The sequence below is a fragment of the Mycobacterium sp. E2327 genome (assembly GCF_001672675.1).
Taxonomy (GTDB): Bacteria; Actinomycetota; Actinomycetes; order Mycobacteriales; family Mycobacteriaceae; genus Mycobacterium.
This window is the reverse complement of sequence record NZ_LZKE01000144.1, coordinates 22,867-38,373: the sequence shown is the minus strand read 5'-3', so window position 1 is coordinate 38,373 and position 15,507 is coordinate 22,867. Positions and strand designations below refer to the sequence as shown.

Genomic DNA, 15,507 nt, shown 5'->3' with positions numbered 1-15,507 from the left:
CCATTCGCTGACCGACCCCAGCATTCTGTCGGCCGCCCTCCGCGACTCGGGCGCCCACACCATGACGGTGTTCGGCCTGCACACCCCGCACTCGCTGTTCGACGGCAGCTACTCCGGCGCGCTGCGCGACCGGCTGACCGAGGCGGTGCTGGAGTCGCTGAATTCCGTTCTGGCCGAACCGATTCAGGACGTCCTCCTGAGCGATGCGCACGGTCGCCCCTGCATCGAGACGACGACCACCCTGGACCTGCACCGCACGCTGGGCATGACCGCGGGCAACATCTTTCACGGCGGGCTGTCATGGCCGTTCGCCGACGACGACGACCCGCTGGACACCGCCGCACGGCGATGGGGCGTCGCGACGGCCCACGAACGAATCATGTTGTGCGGCTCGGGCGCCCGCCGCGGCGGGGCGGTGTCGGGCATCGGCGGCCACAACGCCGCAATGGCCGTGCTGGCTTCCCTCGCGAGCAGACGTAAAAGCCCCTGATTTCGCGCCGAAAAGGGGGCTTTTGCGTCTGGTGGCCGGAACTAGCGGTCGTTGATGGTCGCGTAGTCGCGCTCGGTGTAGCCGGTGTAGATCTGGCGCGGGCGGCCGATCTTGCTGTCGCCCTCGTCGTGCATCTCGCGCCAGTGCGCGATCCAGCCGGGCAGCCGGCCCAACGCGAACAGCACGGTGAACATCCGGGTCGGGAACCCGAGCGCCCGGTAGATCAGGCCGGTGTAGAAGTCGACGTTAGGGTAGAGCTTGCGCTCGACGAAGTAATCGTCGGTGAGCGCCGCCTCTTCGAGTTCCTTAGCGATGCTGAGCAGGTCGTCGTCGCCGCCGAGCTTGGACAGGATCTTGTCGGCCTGCTCCTTGACGATCCGCGCCCGGGGGTCGTAGTTCTTGTAGACGCGGTGGCCGAAGCCCATCAGCTTGACGCCGGCCTCGCGGTTCTTCACCTTGCGGACGAATTCGGTGACGTCGTCGTCGCTCTGGCGGATGTCTTCGAGCATCTCGAGCACCGCCTGGTTGGCGCCGCCGTGCAGCGGCCCCCATAGCGCGTTGATGCCGCCGGAGATCGAGGTGAACAGGTTGGCCCGCGATGAGCCGACCAGCCGAACCGTGGACGTCGAGCAGTTCTGCTCGTGGTCGGCGTGCAGGATGAACAGCATGTCCAGGGCCCGGACGATTTCCGGGTCGGCGTGGTAGGGCTCGGCCGGTAGCCCGAACGTCATCCGCAGGAAGTTCTCCACCAGGGAAAGCGAGTTGTCCGGGTAGAGGAACGGTTGCCCGATCGACTTCTTGTAGGCGTACGCGGCGATGGTGGGCAGCTTCGCCAGCAGGCGGGTGGTGGACAGCTCCACCTGGCCGTTGTCCACCGGGTCCAGGGCGTCGGGGTAGTACGAGCTCAGCGCGTTCACCACGCTCGACAGCACCGGCATCGGGTGCGCGTTGGGCGGGAAGCCGTCGAAGAAGCGCTTCAGGTCCTCGTGCAGCATGGTGTGCCGCTGGATCCGGTTGGTGAACTCGTCCAGCTGCTGCTTGTTCGGCAGCTCACCGTAGATCAGCAGGTAGCTGACCTCGATGAAGGTCGACTTCTCGGCCAACTGCTCGATCGGGTAGCCGCGGTAGCGCAGGATCCCCGCGTCGCCGTCGATGTAGGTGATGGAGCTTTTGCAAGACGCGGTGTTGACGAAGCCGTTGTCGAACGTCGTGTAACCGGTCTTGGACAAAAGCGGGCCAAGCGCGATGCCGTCAGCTCCTTCGGTGGCGTGAACGACCTCCAGGTCGATCTCGCCCCCCGGGTACTTCAGAGTTGCGGTGTCGTCGGTGTCGGCCACGAGAACCCCTTTGCGCTCTGGCTGGTATGGCTGCCCTGACTAGGTGCTTACTGCTGAAGGTAGTCGTTGCGGCGGCGGCGCGCCTGCCCGGGGTCGAGTCCGCTGGTCGTGCGCCCATCCGGCGGTTAAGCCGGGATGAACTCGGGGTGTGACGGGCCTCATAGCGCGCGCCGGCGTTCAGGGCTGCAGGCGCTCGACCCGCCCGCCCACGACGCGAATCCGGTTGTGCACCCGGTTTTCTCGGCCCTGCCAGAATTCGACCACCTCGGGCGCCAGGAGGTAGCCGCCCCAGTTGGGCGGAACCGGGACGCGCTCCGAGTCGGCGAAGCGCTGCGTCACCTCGTCGAGCTGCTCGAGCAGCGCCGCGCGCGAGGCGATCGGCCGCGACTGGTGCGACGCCCAGGCGCCCAGTTGTGAGCCGCGCGGCCGCTGGGCCCAGTAGTCCTGCGTGACCTGCGCGTCGACCCTGCTGACCGGGCCGCGGATGTGCACCTGCCGCCCCAGCAGGTACCAGGGGAAGGTCGCCGACGCGTACGGCGTGGCCGCCAGCTCGACGCCCTTGGCCGAGTCGTAGTTGGTGAAAAAAGTGATTCCGGTCTCGTCGGCGCTCTTGCACAACACCGATCGGCTGACCGGCCGGCCCTCCGCGACGGTGGCCAACACGAACGCATTGGGCTCGGCCACCCCGGCGCGCTCGGCGTCCTCAATCCACTTGCGGAACAAGGCAAGCCACCCGTCGGCCAACCAATCCGCATCCAGGTCCGGGCTGCCGTCCTTTTCGACCGACCCGTACTCGACGCGCATCCTCTGCAGGTGTTCCTCCGCTGGTCCAGCCATTGCGCCCACGCTACCGGCGGTAGCTACCGGCCGGTAGCGTCCGCCCGTAGCTGGGGTGCGAGAATTTCTCCCATGACTGTTGTCCCCGAAAACTTTGTCCCCGGCCTGGAAGGCGTGGTGGCCTTCACCACCGAAATTGCCGAACCGGATAAAGACGGCGGCGCGCTGCGCTACCGCGGCGTCGACATCGAAGACCTGGTGACGCAGCAGGTCACCTTCGGCGACGTCTGGGCGCTCCTGGTCGACGGAAAGTTCGGCCACGGGCTGCCGCCCGCCGAACCGTTCCCGCTGCCCATCCACACCGGCGACGTGCGGGTCGACGTGCAGGCGGGCCTGGCGATGCTGGCCCCCATTTGGGGCTACAAGCCCTTGCTCGACACCGACGAGGCCACCGCCCGCGACCAGCTGGCCCGGGCCTCGGTGATGGCGCTGTCCTACGTCGCACAGTCGGCGCGCGGCATTTACCAGCCGGCCGTTCCGCAGCGAGTGATCGACGAATGCCCCACCGTCACAGCGCGCTTCATGACCCGATGGCAGGGCGAGCCGGACCCCCGGCACGTCGAGGCCATCGACGCCTACTGGGTGTCGGCCGCCGAGCACGGCATGAACGCGTCCACGTTCACCGCGCGGGTGATCGCCTCGACCGGCGCCGACGTCGCGGCATCGCTGTCGGGGGCGATCGGGGCGATGAGCGGTCCCCTGCACGGTGGTGCGCCGGCGCGAGTGCTGCCGATGATCGAGGAGGTCGAGCGCACCGGCGACGCCCGCGGCCTGGTCAAGTCGATCCTGGACCGCGGCGACAAGCTGATGGGATTCGGCCACCGGGTTTACCGCGCCGAGGACCCGCGGGCGCGGGTGCTGCGGGCGGCCGCGGAACGGCTCGGCGCCCCGCGGCACGAGGTCGCGGTCGCGCTGGAGCAGGCCGCGCTGGCCGAACTGCGGGAGCGGCGCCCGGACCGGGCCATCGAAACCAACGTCGAGTTCTGGGCCGCCGTCATCCTGGACTTCGCCCGGGTGCCGGCCAACATGATGCCGGCGATGTTCACCTGTGGTCGCACCGCGGGATGGTGCGCCCACATCCTCGAGCAGAAGCGGCTCGGGAAGCTGGTGCGCCCTTCGGCCATCTATGTCGGACCGGGCCCCCGCAGCCCGGAAGAGGTCGAGGGCTGGGACCGGGTTCTCACCTCTGCCTGATCTTCGCGCTGGCGTCACGCAGGCGTCCGTTAGTTGTCGGTGCCCGGCGGTTCAATGAATCCGGCCGCGATGAGTTTGAGTCGCGGGCCGAGTCAATAACCGTGAGCCAGCCTGCGCCTGGGCTGGCATCCGAGACCGACAACAGGAGGCCATCATGGCGATCAACATCGAACCGGCACTGTCCCCGCACCTCGTGGTCGACAACGCCGCCGCGGCGATCGACTTCTACATCAAGGCTTTTGGCGCCGAGGAGCTGGGCCGCGTGCCCGGTCCCGACGGCAGGCTCATCCACGCCGCGCTGCGCATCAACGGCTTCACGGTGATGCTCAACGACGACTTCCCCGAAACCTGCGGCGGCAAGTCGATGACGCCCAAGTCGCTGGGCGGGACCCCGGTCACCATTCACCTGACGGTGACCGACGTCGACGCCAAGTTCCAGCGGGCCCTGGACGCGGGCGCCACCGTGGTGGCCCCGTTGGACGACCAGTTCTGGGGAGACCGCTACGGCGTGGTCGCCGACCCGTTCGGCCACCACTGGTCGCTGGGACAGCCGGTGCGCGAGGTCAGCCCCGACGAGATCGCGGCAGCGATGGCCGGGCAGGCGGGCTAAGAGTCCCGCAGCCGGGCCAGCAGCCGGCGTCGCATCGGCGGCGCCGGCTCCGCGGCGGCCGCCGCGGCGAGCATGTCGGCGACGGCGGTGAACTTGTTGCGGGGCCGGCCGTCGCGGCCGCCGCGCTCGATCTCCGCCGCGTCGATCGCGTGCCACCCCGCCGAGTCGACGACGGCGGGTCGGCGCGCCCGCACCAGCCGGCCCAGGGCCTCCGGCTTGGCCACCGGATCGGTGAGCCGGCCGGCGTTGAAATCGGCCACCAAGGCGTGGACGGTCTGGATCGAGCAGGACTTGTTGGTGCCGATGAACCCCGTCGGCCCGCGCTTGATCCAGCCCGCCACGTATGCGCCGGGCACCGCTAGGCCGGAGCCGGGTTCGACGACGCGACCACCATCGTTGGGCACGATGGCGGCGGATTCATCGAACGGAAGGTCGCGAATCGCCTTGCCGCGGTAGCCGATCGACGTCAGCACCAGTCCGGCCTCGAGCCGGCGCGCCTCGTCGGTGCCGGTGACGGAGAATTGCACGCCGGTCGCACGCCGCTCACCCAGCACGCGCTCGGGGGTGAGCTGATAGGCCAGCCGGATTCGCTTGCGCGACAAGGGTGCCGAAGCGTCGCCCAGTTTGCTGAGGATCTCCAGCTTGGTCTTGGTCAGCGGATCCGGAACGCTCGCCAGATCGCTCGCCACGCGTTGGTGGTCGGCGGCGTCGAGCACGACCTCGGATGTGCCGGTCAGCCCGATCAATTCGGGCAGGGTGAACGCCGAATGGGCGGGCCCGCGCCGAGCCGCGATCACCACTTCCCGCACGGCCGAGCGGCGAAGCGCTTCCAGCGCGTGGTCCGAGATGTCGGTTCGGGCGAGGTCCTCCGGGTCAGCCGTCAGCACTCGGGCCACGTCGAGGGCGACGTTGCCGTTGCCGATGATCACCACGCGTTCGTGACCGAGATCGACCGGCAGGTCGGTGAAGTCGGGATGCCCGTTGATCCACGCGACGAACTCGGTGGCGGTGCCAGTGCCCGGCAGGCCCATCCCGTCGATGTCCAACCGGCGATCATCCGGCGCGCCCACCGCGTACAGCACGGCGTGGTGGTGGGACAACAGATCGGCGTGGCTGAGATGCTCGCCGACCTCGACGTTGAGGTAGAACCGGAAATGGCGGTGGTGCGATACGCGGTCAAAGAGCCGGGTGACCCTCTTGGTGTTCTGGTGATCGGGCGCCACCCCGGCGCGCACCAATCCGTAGGGCGTGGGCAGCTTCTCGAAGACGTTGACCCGCACCCCGTGTTGGGTGAGCAGTTCGTCGGCGGCATACATCGCCGCCGGCCCGGATCCCACGATGGCCACGGTCAACGGCCGACGGCGCGCGCGCACCTCGGCGGCCGGGATCACCGGGGCCAGCTTCGACGTCGGCGGCAGCTTCACGTCGGCGGGTCGCTCGGGGTAGAACGAGGAGTTGATCTCGACGAAGGGCAGCTGCTTGGGCTCCAGCCGGGTGTCCGGCGCGATCGCGCCGACCGGGCACGCGCTCACGCACGCACCGCAGTCCACGCAGGCCACCGGATCGATGTAGAGCATCTCCGACGTCGCGAAGCCCGGCTCGTCCGGTGTGGGGTGAATGCAGTTCACCGGGCAGGCGAAGACACAGGACCCGTCGTTGCAGCACGACTGGGTAATAACGTGCGGCATGGATCAACCCGTGCGGCGCTACGCGGCCGGGGCGGCGGCCAGGTGCCGGCGCTGCGGCTCGCTGCGGTAGCGCGACGGCTTGCCGTTGATCTTGCAGAGCCGCCACATCAGCCGGGCGGAACGCGCTTCCATCAGACCGGTTTCGTAGGCGAGCATCCGAACGTCGGCGAACATGTCGCTCAACCACTTTCGCGATTCCGGCGACCGGAAGAAGAGTTCCTTCTTGACCTCGCGCGGGATGTCGAACTCCCGCCAGAACGCCTTGGGCGGCACCGTGATCGCCTGGCACAACACCCGCATCGTCAACGGCAGATACAACGCGGTCCAGAAGCGCTGCCGCTTAGACAACTCCGGCAGCCGCTTGCGCAGGAATTCGTGCGCGAACGAAATGTGCCTGGCCTCCTCGGCCACGTGAATGGCCATCACCCGCTCCATGATGGGGTGCAGCGACTTGCCTTCGCGCAGAACGTTTTTCTGTGTGTGATCGATGGGCTCCTCGCCGGCCAGCACCCCGATGAAGAACGCCACCGGCAACGGGCCGGCGACAAGCGGAACCAGCGGCGAGAGCCACTTGAGCATCCGCGGCATGCCGGGAACGTCGGCGCCGACGCGGTTCACCATCTCCTGGAACATCATGGTGTGGTTGCACTCTTCGACCGATTCGTGCAGGCAATACCGGTATTCCGGCGACCCGTTGGGAACCCAGAACGTGTAGTTCATCAGCCCGCGGATCAAGATCGACTCGAAGTGCAGGCCCACCTTGGCCACGTTGGCCTGCCGCCACATCCCGATCTTGATCTTGCGTTCCTCGGACTGGGCCTGGTACCAGGGATGGCGGCCCAGCGGGTCCGTCAGCGGCAGGATCCAGCGGGGGTCGTTCTCGGTGACCGCGAATTCCGGTGAGTCCCAGTCGATGTCGGTGTACGGGTTGAAGTTTCGCCGCACCGACCCCTCGGACAGTGTGGCAAGCATGTTCACGTACTCGGCGTCGTCGCGGACTTCCATGTTGCGCCGCCAACGCCGGACCAATCGCGTCCTGTCCATTCCAAGCCTCCCCGCCGAGGTTTACATTCGGACGTGCAATGTCCAGACAGTACCGCAGGTACCGGGTATTTTCTAGACCGCCCGAAAGCACTGTGGCCTGACCGGTGGTCACGCCAGCGGTGTTGCGTGGCTCACACACCACGAGGGCGCGGCCGGCTACCTCGGCCCACGGCGTCGCCACCCTCGGAGCGCTCACTAGGCTGGCTGGCATGGCTGACCAGCTCGAGATCCCCTCCGACATCAAACCCCGCGACGGCCGCTTCGGCTCCGGTCCCTCGAAGGTCCGGCCCGAACAACTCAAGGCGTTGACCACCACCGCGGCGCCGCTGTTCGGCACGTCGCACCGGCAGGCGCCCGTCAAGGATTTGGTGGGCCGGGTCCGGTCCGGCGTCAGGGAGCTGTTCTCGGTGCCGGACGGCTATGAGGTCATCCTGGGCAACGGCGGCGCGACGGCGTTCTGGGACGCCGCCGCATTCGGGCTGATCGACAAGCGCTCGCTGCACCTGTCTTTCGGCGAGTTCAGCTCGAAGTTCGCGTCCTGCGTCGCAAAGAACCCGTTCGTCGGCGACCCGATCATCATCAAGTCGGACGCCGGCAGCGCCCCCGAGCCGCAGAGCGACCCGTCGGTCGATGTGATCGGCTGGGCGCACAACGAGACCTCGACGGGGGTCGCGGTGCCGGTCCGCCGGCCGGCCGGCGGCGACGACGCGCTGGTCCTCATCGACGCGACCTCGGGCGCGGGCGGGCTGCCGGTCGACATCACCGAGGCGGACGTCTACTACTTCTCGCCGCAGAAGAACTTCGCCAGCGACGGCGGGCTGTGGCTGGCCGTCATGAGCCCGGCCGCGCTGGCGCGGGTCGAGTCGATCGCCGCGTCGGGCCGCTGGGTTCCCGACTTCTTGTCGTTGCCCATCGCGGTGGAGAACAGCCTGAAGAACCAGACGTACAACACCCCGGCGATCGGCACCCTGGCGCTGATGGCCGAACAGCTGGACTGGATCCTGGGCAACGGCGGGCTCGACTGGGCGGTCAAGCGGACGGCGGACTCGTCGCAGCGGCTGTACTCCTGGGCCGAGGAGAGGCCGTACACGACCCCGTTCGTCACCGACCCGGCGTTGCGCTCTCAGGTGGTGGGCACGATCGACTTCGCCGACGACGTCGACGCCGCGGCCGTCGCCAAGACTTTGCGGGCCAACGGCATCGTCGACACCGAGCCCTACCGCAAGCTGGGCCGCAACCAGTTGCGGGTCGCGATGTTCCCCGCGGTCGACCCCGAGGACGTCAGCGCGCTGGTCCAGTGCGTCGACTGGGTGGTCGAGCGGCTTTAGCGCGGCGACGATGCGGGCCAGTGGCCCGCTGAGGAGCCAGGCAATCAAGCAGCGCCTCTCGGTCATCGGCCTGCAACCCGCCAGCGTGTCAGAGCGGGTTACCGGGGTTAGCTGCATTAGAGTGCGGACCTGACGGGTCCGTCGCGCAGCGGGACGGAGCCTGCGAGGAGAAGCCATGCGGGTACTCAAAGTGGTTGGTCTCGACGACGACGGCAAATACATCATCTGCGAGGGTGATGACCCCGCGGATCGGTTCAAGCTGGCGGCCGACGACAGACTCCGCGCCGCCCTGCGCGGCGAGTCGCCACCACCCGAGCAGCCGGCGCTCGACATGCAGGTCACAAACATGTTGAGCCCCAAGGAAATTCAGGCCCGCATCCGCGCCGGCGCCTCCGTCGAGCAGGTGGCCGCGGCGTCCGGCTCGGACATCGTGCGGGTCCGCAGGTTCGCGCACCCGGTGTTGCTGGAACGCGCCCGCGCCGCCGAGCTGGCAACGGCCGCGCACCCGATGCTCGCCGACGGGCCCGCGGTGCTGACCCTGCTGGAGACCATCAGCACCGCACTCGTCGCGCGCGGCCTCGAACCCGACCGGCTCAGCTGGGACGCCTGGCGCAACGAGGACAGCCGCTGGACCGTGCAGCTCGCCTGGAAGGCCGGCCGCACCGACAACATCGCGCACTTCTGCTTCACTCCGGGCGCGCACGGCGGCACCGTCACCGCGATCGACGACCCGGCCAGCGAGCTCATCGACCCGAACTTCGAGCGTCCCCTGCGGCCGCTCGCACGGGTTGCCCAACTCGAACGCGAAGAAGAGCCGAAGCCGGCGCCGCCCGCCCCGCCCGAACAGCCGGTGCACACCCGGCGCGGCAAGCCGGTCATCCCGGCCTGGGAGGATGTGCTGCTCGGTGTGCGCTCAGGCGGCCAGCGGTAGACACCCGCTAGCCCGAAACGGTCAGCGCTTTAACCGTGCGCTCAGGGCTTTCCGTGTGAAGTGACGGCGGCATCTGGCCGATTGTTGCGCCCTAAGCTCACACACAAGGCCCACGATTCACACGCAACGCCCGAGCGGCACCGCTAGCCCGAAACAGTCAGCGCCAGCAGCGTCACCCACGCGCCCGCCACACCCACGGCCGCGCCCAGCACAAACCAGCGCAGCACCACGGTGCGCCGCCAACCCCACAGCGTCGGCGCCAACCCGCCCGCCGCCACGACGTTCAGGCCGACCGCCAACAGCGGATGCACCCGGATCAGCCCCAGGCTCAGCACGACGATGGCGATCCCGGTAACCGCGGCGCCGAACGCGGACACCGTCAAACCCGTTGCCCACGGGACGGACTCGTCGCTCACCACGTGAGCCTAGCCCGCTCGTAGAAGGCCAGGGCCGCCGCCGTCGCGACGTTGAGCGAGTCGGTACCCCGCGACATCGGGACGCGCACCCACACATCACTGAGCCGCAGGGTGGCCCTCGTCAGGCCCGGGCCCTCGGCGCCCACCACCACCGCGACGCGTTCGTCGACCGCCGCGGCCATCGCCTCGGCCAGCGCGGACGCCTCGCGCTGCGGGGTCATCGCGAGCAGCCGAAATCCGCTCTCTTTCAACAACATTAGGTCGTTGGGCCACTCGGTGGCCCGTGCGTACGGCACCAGCAAGGCGTGGCCCATGGACACCCGCACGGCGCGGCGGTACAGCGGGTCCGCGCAGCCGGCGCCGAACACCACCGCGTCCACGCCGAGCCCGGCCGCGTTGCGGAAGATCGAGCCCAGGTTCTCGTGGTCGTTGACGCCCTCGAGCACCGCGACGGTGCGCGCGTTTTCGACCACCTCCACGACGCTGGGCTCTCGCACCCTGCGGGCGGCCGCGAGCACGCCGCGATTCAGGTGGAAGCCGACCACCTTCGCCATCACCTCGGCCGAGGCGCGGTAGTACGGCGCGGCGGTGCCGGCCAGGTCGTCCTCCAGTTCGGCCAGCCGGCGTTCGGTGCCCAGCAGGGCATGCGGGGTGAACCGGGACGCCAGCATGCGCTGCACCACAAGCACGCCCTCGGCGATCACCAGGCCCTTGCCGGTCGGCAGATCGGGGCGCCGATCGACGCTGTTCAGGTCGCGGAAATCGTCGAGGCGGGGGTCGTCGGGATCGGTGACGTCCTGAACGTCAAGGCCGTCGGTCACGGGCCTTCGTCGACGAGGGCCAGCATCAAGTCGGCGGCCTCGCGCAGGGTGTCGCGCTGCTCGACGTCGAGGGTCGCCAGCCGCTTTGCCAGCCATTCCTGGCGGGCCCGACGGTTCGCCTTGACCAGCTCGGCGCCCGACTCGGACACCGAGACGAGGACCTGCCGGCCGTCGACGGGATGCGGGGTGCGGTCGACCAGACCCATCTCGGCCAGCGAAGCGATCACCCGGGTCATCGACGGGGGTCGGACGCGTTCGCGAATGGCCAACGCGCCGGGCGTCATCGCGCCCTCGTTGGCCAGTGTGGCCAGCGCCGACAGCTGAGACAGCGACACCGGCGATGACGGGTTGCGGAACCGCAGTTGGCGGGCCAGCCGCATGACTGCCAGCGACAAGTCGCTCGCCAGCCGCGCATCGCTGTCAGGCATGGCGCGAGGGTACACGCAACGCGAGAAAGACGGGATACGAAACGGCCAACGACGGACTTTGGTCCTTTGCTCGCGGGCGCTATGTTGATCGCGATGACTGTCGAACCCGGCCAAGGCCGCGAGGCGCCGCCGCTGCCGGCCTCGCTGCTCGAGGTGTGGCCCGTGGTCGTGGTCGGCTTCGTGGGTTGGCTGATCGGCGCGGTCCTGGCGTTCGTCGTGCCCGCCCTGCACAGTTGGCGCCCGGTGACGCTGGGCGGGCTGGGCGTCGGGGTGATAGGCACCAGCATCTTCGTGTTGCAACTTGCCGCCGCGCGCCGCGGCGCCCGCGGCGCGCAAACCGGCCTCGAAACCTACCTCGACCGCAAGTAGATTCACCGACCCGGGAGGAGCGATGGTCGCCCCGCTGCTGCAAGCGCAGATCGACATCGACGTGCCGGCCGCCAAGGTCTGGGCACTGATATCCGACTTCCGGCGGATGCCGCAGTGGAGCCCGCAGTGTCGCCTGATGCGGCCGCTCGGCCCAGTGCGTCCGGGCACCCGCACCATCAACCTCAACCGCCGCAACCGCATGTTCTGGCCCACCACGAGCACGGTGCTCGAGGTCGTCCCCGAGAAGAAGCTGGCGTTCCGGGTCAACACCAACCACACGGTGTGGACCTACGAGCTCGAGCCGAACGGTCAGGGCACCCGGTTGGTGGAGAGCCGCCACGCCGAGAACGGTGTCACCGCGGTCTCTAACCTGTCGGTCAACGCGCTGATGGGCGGGACTGCGAACTTCGAGCGGGAATTGCTCGAGGGAATGAAGACCTCGCTGGCAAGGATCAAAGCCGCGGCCGAGAAGGGTTAGTCCCCCGGCTCGGTCGGAGGCTCCGGCGATTCGGCCGGAGGCTCCGGCGATTCCGGCGAAGGCACGAGCGATTCGGTCGGAGGCTCCGGCACGTCCGGCGGCGACTCCACCGCCTCGGCCTGGGCCGGCGGCGGGTTCTCCGCGACGTCGAGCACGCCGTCGTCGTACGGGTCGTACATCGGCGAACCGGTGCCGGCCGGGGCCGGGGTGTCCGAATGGGCGCCACAGCCGTACTGCTTGTCGACGACGTGCCCGTCCGCGGACAGCTCGTTGCCGCACACCCCGAACATCGCGCCGAGCGCTCCGGCCAGTGGCAGGAAAAAGCCGCAATCGCGGCACACCCGCTTGGTCGAACGCGCCATCGCCGAATCCGGACCGTAGTCGCCGGTGTGCCACCGCTCGGCCGCCTCGGCGCGGCCCACCGGGCCCATCACCCAGCGGCGGCCCAGCCCGACCTCGGCGGCGGTCTCGTCGACCTGCGGGTCACCGCTGGCGGCGTAACCCGGGACCAGCCGAGGGTCGTCGACCGCTGGCGCCAGCAGGTCGCCGGGACCCAGATCGCCCGGACGCACCCGCTCCTGCCAGGGCACCCACTCCGGGGCCAGCAACGCCGTCGGGCCGGGGATCAGCACGACTTCGCTGATCGTGGCGTGGTCCGCGCCGCGGTAGGCGGCGACGACGGCCGCCCACTGCCAGCCCTGATAGCCGGGCAAATGCGCCAGGAACCGGTGAGTCGCGGCGTTCGGGTCCTCGTAGCTGACGCCCAGGTAGTCCCCCACGGCCTCCGCGCCGGCGAACTCCTCGACGGCGGCCCTGGCCTGATCGGCCGCACCGGTGAGCAGCGCGGCCAACTCGTCGGGCCACTCGGCCACGGTCGTGGCGGCGGGTTCCACTGACTCTTCAGTGGGTCCGGTCACGCTGCCCCCTCTCTCGTGGCGATCGGACTACAGTGCGTCTCCATACTAGGTTGGCGAGCCACGCCCTGTTGCCTGCCCGTATAGGACAGAATTGAGTGGTGTCTGGACGCCGGCGTGATGCTCGGGGCCGGGTGGCCGCTAACCCGGGCCGCCGACCCCGCCCGAACGGCAAGGGTTCGGCCAACCAGCATCCGGGGATGGCCAACTACCCGGCCGATGACGCCGACTATCGCCGATCGCGCCGTCCGCCGCCGATGCCGAGCGCGAACCGGTACCTCCCACCGCTGGGCGAGGAGTCCGAACCGGAACGCAACAGCGGCCCGACCCCACGCGGGTCCACCGCCAGCGAACGCATCACCGTCACCCGCGCCGCCGCGATGCGCAGCCGCGAAATGGGCTCCCGCATGTACTGGATGGTGCAGCGGGCCGCCACCGCCGACGGCGCCGACAAGTCGGGCCTGACGGCGCTGACGTGGCCGGTGGTCGCCAACTTCGCGGTCGACTCGGCGATGGCCGTCGCGCTGGCCAATACGCTGTTCTTCGCTGCGGCCAGCGGGGAGAGCAAGTCCAAAGTCGCTCTGTACCTGTTGATTACGATCGCGCCGTTCGCGGTGATCGCGCCGCTGATCGGCCCGGCGCTGGACCGCCTGCAGCACGGCCGGCGCGTGGCGCTCGCGCTGTCGTTCGCGCTGCGCACCCTGCTGGCGGTGCTGCTGATCATGAACTACGACGGCGCCACCGGCAGCTTCCCGTCGATGGTGCTCTATCCGTGCGCGCTGGCGATGATGGTGCTGTCCAAGTCGTTCAGCGTGCTGCGCAGCGCGGTGACACCGCGGGTGATGCCGCCGTCCATCGACCTGGTGCGCGTCAATTCGCGGCTGACCGTGTTCGGTCTCCTCGGCGGCACCATCGCCGGCGGTGCCATCGCGGGCGGCGTCGAGTTCGTCTGCACCCACCTCTTCAAGCTCCCCGGCGCGTTGTTCGTAGTCGTCGCCGTCACGATCGCGGGCGCCTTCCTGTCGATGCGCATCCCGCGCTGGGTCGAGGTGACCGCGGGTGAAGTCCCGGCCACCCTGAGCTACCGACGCGACGGTGACCAACGGCGGCGATGGCCCGACGAGGTCAAAAGGGTCGGCGGAACGCTTCGACAACCGTTGGGCCGCAACATCATCACCTCGCTATGGGGCAACTGCACCATCAAGGTGATGGTGGGCTTCCTGTTCCTGTACCCGGCGTTCGTCGCCAAGGCGCATCAGGCCAACGGATGGGCCCAACTGGCCATGCTGGGCATGATCGGGGCCGCCGCCGCGATCGGCAACTTCGCCGGCAACTTCACCAGCGCGCGCCTACAGCTGGGCAGGCCGGCCGTGCTGGTGGTGCGCTGCGCGGTGGCGGTGTGCGCCGTCGCCCTGGCGGCCGCCGTGGCGGGCACCCTGATGGTGACGGTGATCGCCACGTTGATCACCTCGGGCTCCAGCGCCATCGCGAAGGCCTCGCTCGACGCCTCGCTGCAACACGATCTGCCCGAGGAGTCGCGGGCGTCGGGATTCGGGCGATCGGAATCGACCTTGCAGCTGGCCTGGGTGCTGGGTGGGGCGCTCGGCGTCCTGGTGTACACGGAGCTGTGGGTGGGCTTCACCGCCGTCAGCGCCCTGCTCATCCTCGGCCTGGCCCAGACCCTTGTCAGCTTCCGCGGCGACTCCTTGATCCCCGGACTCGGGGGCAATCGGCCCGTCATGGTCGAGCAGGAGGGCACGCGCCGGGGCGCCGGCAGGCCGGCGGCGGTGCCGGAGTGAAACGCGGCGTGGTCGCGCTCGTCGCGACCGTGGTGGCGCTGGCGTGCGTCGGGGTCGGCGTCGGAACCTGGATGCTGGTGCGCCGCACCGGCCCCCAGCAGCCCGAGATCAGCGCCTATACGCACGGGCACCTGATCCGGGTGGGGCCGTACCTGTACTGCGATGTGCTCAACCTCAACGACTGCCAGACGCCGCAGACCCAGGGCGAGCTACCGCTCAACGAGCACTACCCGGTGCAACTTTCGGTCCCCGACGCCATCGCGCGGGCACCCTGGCGGCTGCTGCAGGTCTATGAGGATCCGGCCAACACCACAGCGACCATGTTCCGACCGGGGGCGCGCCTCGCGGTCACCATTCCGGCGGTGGACCCGCAGCGCGGCAAGCTGACCGGGATCGTGGTGCAGCTGCTGACGTTGGTGGTCGACGACGGCCAACAAAACGACATCAGCGCCGTTCGTGCCGTCCCGCACGCGGAATGGTCCGTGCGGCTGACCTCCTGACGTTCCGCCGAAGGCCAAAATGAAACCACCGCACAACGATTCGATCTGGCCCGACGATACCCGCCGCGCCGCCGTGACGCTCGCACTGGCCGCGGCGACGAACAGCGACATGCAGTTTCAGGACATGATCGACTCGATCACGGACGCGCTGAACAGCGGCCGGTCCCTGCAGTTCGTGGTCGAGTTGATCCGCCTGCTGCCCGCCGGGTTGAACGAAGAATTCAACAAACCCGAAACCGCCTCGGCTTTCCGGCAGCTGGCGGCGGAAGCCCAGGCGTACGAGGACGACATGCGAGCGCGCAGCGAATGGCGAGTCGAGTAGC

The 15,507-nt window shown here is 69.0% G+C and carries 17 protein-coding genes and 1 pseudogene; 10 read left to right on the top strand and 8 right to left on the bottom strand.

Going from position 1 to position 15,507, the window contains the following annotated elements; genetic code table 11:
* Positions 1 to 490, top strand: a pseudogene (locus A5712_RS17595) (NAD(P)/FAD-dependent oxidoreductase); the annotation flags it as partial.
* Positions 491 to 531: 41 nt separating this feature from the next.
* Here A5712_RS17595 and A5712_RS17590 read toward each other — a convergent pair.
* Positions 532 to 1,827 carry a citrate synthase gene (locus tag A5712_RS17590; protein WP_068107558.1) on the bottom strand — a complete coding sequence of 432 codons (1,296 nt, stop codon included), beginning with the start codon at positions 1,825 to 1,827 and terminating at the stop codon, positions 532 to 534.
* A gap of 177 nt (positions 1,828 to 2,004) precedes the next feature.
* Complete coding sequence (pdxH, locus tag A5712_RS17585; protein WP_068107555.1) at positions 2,005 to 2,664, bottom strand: pyridoxamine 5'-phosphate oxidase; 660 nt, start codon at positions 2,662 to 2,664, stop codon at positions 2,005 to 2,007.
* Between the two features lie 72 nt (positions 2,665 to 2,736).
* Between pdxH and A5712_RS17580 the strand changes: the two genes are divergently transcribed.
* Both A5712_RS17580 and A5712_RS17575 read left to right on the top strand, forming a co-directional pair.
* A complete protein-coding gene (locus A5712_RS17580; RefSeq protein WP_068107553.1) occupies positions 2,737 to 3,858 on the top strand; it encodes a citrate synthase 2 in 1,122 nt (373 codons plus the stop codon).
* 154 nt (positions 3,859 to 4,012) lie between these two features.
* Positions 4,013 to 4,468: a VOC family protein gene (locus A5712_RS17575; RefSeq protein ID WP_068107552.1), complete on the top strand. Its 456-nt coding sequence runs from the start codon at positions 4,013 to 4,015 to the stop codon at positions 4,466 to 4,468.
* Here the strand turns inward: A5712_RS17575 and A5712_RS17570 are convergent.
* The gene (locus tag A5712_RS17570) at positions 4,465 to 6,156 is read right to left on the bottom strand and encodes an FAD-dependent oxidoreductase (protein ID WP_068107550.1); all 1,692 of its coding nucleotides are present in this window, start codon (positions 6,154 to 6,156) and stop codon (positions 4,465 to 4,467) included. The two genes, A5712_RS17575 and A5712_RS17570, sit on opposite strands and share 4 nt — an antisense overlap.
* An 18-nt stretch (positions 6,157 to 6,174) precedes the next feature.
* Positions 6,175 to 7,200, bottom strand: coding sequence for a diiron oxygenase (locus A5712_RS17565; protein WP_068107548.1), 1,026 nt, complete (start codon positions 7,198 to 7,200; stop codon positions 6,175 to 6,177).
* A 209-nt stretch (positions 7,201 to 7,409) separates the two neighbouring features.
* On the opposite strand from A5712_RS17565, the gene serC reads away from it, so the two are divergent.
* On the top strand, positions 7,410 to 8,528 hold the full coding sequence (serC, locus tag A5712_RS17560) for a phosphoserine transaminase (protein ID WP_068107545.1): 1,119 nt from the start codon (positions 7,410 to 7,412) through the stop codon (positions 8,526 to 8,528).
* A gap of 175 nt (positions 8,529 to 8,703) precedes the next feature.
* The gene (gene sepH / locus A5712_RS17555; RefSeq protein WP_068107543.1) at positions 8,704 to 9,459 is read left to right on the top strand and encodes a septation protein SepH; all 756 of its coding nucleotides are present in this window, start codon (positions 8,704 to 8,706) and stop codon (positions 9,457 to 9,459) included.
* Between the two features lie 143 nt (positions 9,460 to 9,602).
* On the opposite strand, the gene A5712_RS17550 is transcribed toward sepH, so the two are convergent.
* From A5712_RS17550 to A5712_RS17540, 3 genes are read right to left on the bottom strand one after another with little or no spacing between them, the layout of a single operon-like run.
* A complete protein-coding gene (locus tag A5712_RS17550) occupies positions 9,603 to 9,875 on the bottom strand; it encodes a DUF2537 domain-containing protein (protein ID WP_068107563.1) in 273 nt (90 codons plus the stop codon).
* Complete coding sequence (locus A5712_RS17545; protein ID WP_068107541.1) at positions 9,872 to 10,696, bottom strand: RNA methyltransferase; 825 nt, start codon at positions 10,694 to 10,696, stop codon at positions 9,872 to 9,874. Before A5712_RS17545 ends, A5712_RS17550 begins: the two co-directional genes overlap by 4 nt.
* A complete protein-coding gene (locus A5712_RS17540) occupies positions 10,693 to 11,124 on the bottom strand; it encodes a MarR family transcriptional regulator (RefSeq protein WP_067154866.1) in 432 nt (143 codons plus the stop codon). Before A5712_RS17540 ends, A5712_RS17545 begins: the two co-directional genes overlap by 4 nt.
* Positions 11,125 to 11,217: 93 nt before the next feature.
* Between A5712_RS17540 and A5712_RS17535 the strand changes: the two genes are divergently transcribed.
* On the top strand, positions 11,218 to 11,493 hold the full coding sequence (locus tag A5712_RS17535; protein WP_068107560.1) for a DUF2530 domain-containing protein: 276 nt from the start codon (positions 11,218 to 11,220) through the stop codon (positions 11,491 to 11,493).
* 22 nt (positions 11,494 to 11,515) lie between these two features.
* On the top strand, positions 11,516 to 11,971 hold the full coding sequence (locus tag A5712_RS17530; protein WP_068107539.1) for an SRPBCC family protein: 456 nt from the start codon (positions 11,516 to 11,518) through the stop codon (positions 11,969 to 11,971).
* On the opposite strand, the gene A5712_RS17525 is transcribed toward A5712_RS17530, so the two are convergent.
* Positions 11,968 to 12,888 (bottom strand): DUF3027 domain-containing protein, encoded by a 921-nt coding sequence (locus tag A5712_RS17525; RefSeq protein WP_068107537.1) that lies wholly within the window; start codon positions 12,886 to 12,888, stop codon positions 11,968 to 11,970. The two genes, A5712_RS17530 and A5712_RS17525, sit on opposite strands and share 4 nt — an antisense overlap.
* Positions 12,889 to 13,019: 131 nt before the next feature.
* Here A5712_RS17525 and A5712_RS17520 point away from each other — a divergent pair, with 131 nt between their 5' ends.
* The 3 genes from A5712_RS17520 to A5712_RS17510 are packed head-to-tail and all read left to right on the top strand — an operon-like array spanning position 13,020 to position 15,506.
* Positions 13,020 to 14,684 carry an MFS transporter gene (locus A5712_RS17520; protein ID WP_068107535.1) on the top strand — a complete coding sequence of 555 codons (1,665 nt, stop codon included), beginning with the start codon at positions 13,020 to 13,022 and terminating at the stop codon, positions 14,682 to 14,684.
* Complete coding sequence (locus A5712_RS17515; protein WP_068107533.1) at positions 14,681 to 15,184, top strand: DUF2771 domain-containing protein; 504 nt, start codon at positions 14,681 to 14,683, stop codon at positions 15,182 to 15,184. Before A5712_RS17520 ends, A5712_RS17515 begins: the two co-directional genes overlap by 4 nt.
* A gap of 19 nt (positions 15,185 to 15,203) precedes the next feature.
* A complete protein-coding gene (locus A5712_RS17510; RefSeq protein ID WP_068107531.1) occupies positions 15,204 to 15,506 on the top strand; it encodes a hypothetical protein in 303 nt (100 codons plus the stop codon).
* Position 15,507: the final 1 nt, after the last annotated feature.

Bases quoted from the DNA above. Each gene is read 5' to 3' on its own strand.
- pdxH (WP_068107555.1), bottom strand. From the start codon at position 2,664: ATGGCTGGACCAGCGGAGGAACACCTGCAGAGGATGCGCGTCGAGTAC.
- A5712_RS17580 (WP_068107553.1), top strand. From the start codon at position 2,737: ATGACTGTTGTCCCCGAAAACTTTGTCCCCGGCCTGGAAGGCGTGGTG.
- A5712_RS17575 (WP_068107552.1), top strand. From the start codon at position 4,013: ATGGCGATCAACATCGAACCGGCACTGTCCCCGCACCTCGTGGTCGAC.
- A5712_RS17570 (WP_068107550.1), bottom strand. From the start codon at position 6,156: ATGCCGCACGTTATTACCCAGTCGTGCTGCAACGACGGGTCCTGTGTC.
- A5712_RS17565 (WP_068107548.1), bottom strand. From the start codon at position 7,200: ATGGACAGGACGCGATTGGTCCGGCGTTGGCGGCGCAACATGGAAGTC.
- serC (WP_068107545.1), top strand. From the start codon at position 7,410: ATGGCTGACCAGCTCGAGATCCCCTCCGACATCAAACCCCGCGACGGC.
- sepH (WP_068107543.1), top strand. From the start codon at position 8,704: ATGCGGGTACTCAAAGTGGTTGGTCTCGACGACGACGGCAAATACATC.
- A5712_RS17540 (WP_067154866.1), bottom strand. From the start codon at position 11,124: ATGCCTGACAGCGATGCGCGGCTGGCGAGCGACTTGTCGCTGGCAGTC.
- A5712_RS17535 (WP_068107560.1), top strand. From the start codon at position 11,218: ATGACTGTCGAACCCGGCCAAGGCCGCGAGGCGCCGCCGCTGCCGGCC.
- A5712_RS17530 (WP_068107539.1), top strand. From the start codon at position 11,516: ATGGTCGCCCCGCTGCTGCAAGCGCAGATCGACATCGACGTGCCGGCC.
- A5712_RS17510 (WP_068107531.1), top strand. From the start codon at position 15,204: ATGAAACCACCGCACAACGATTCGATCTGGCCCGACGATACCCGCCGC.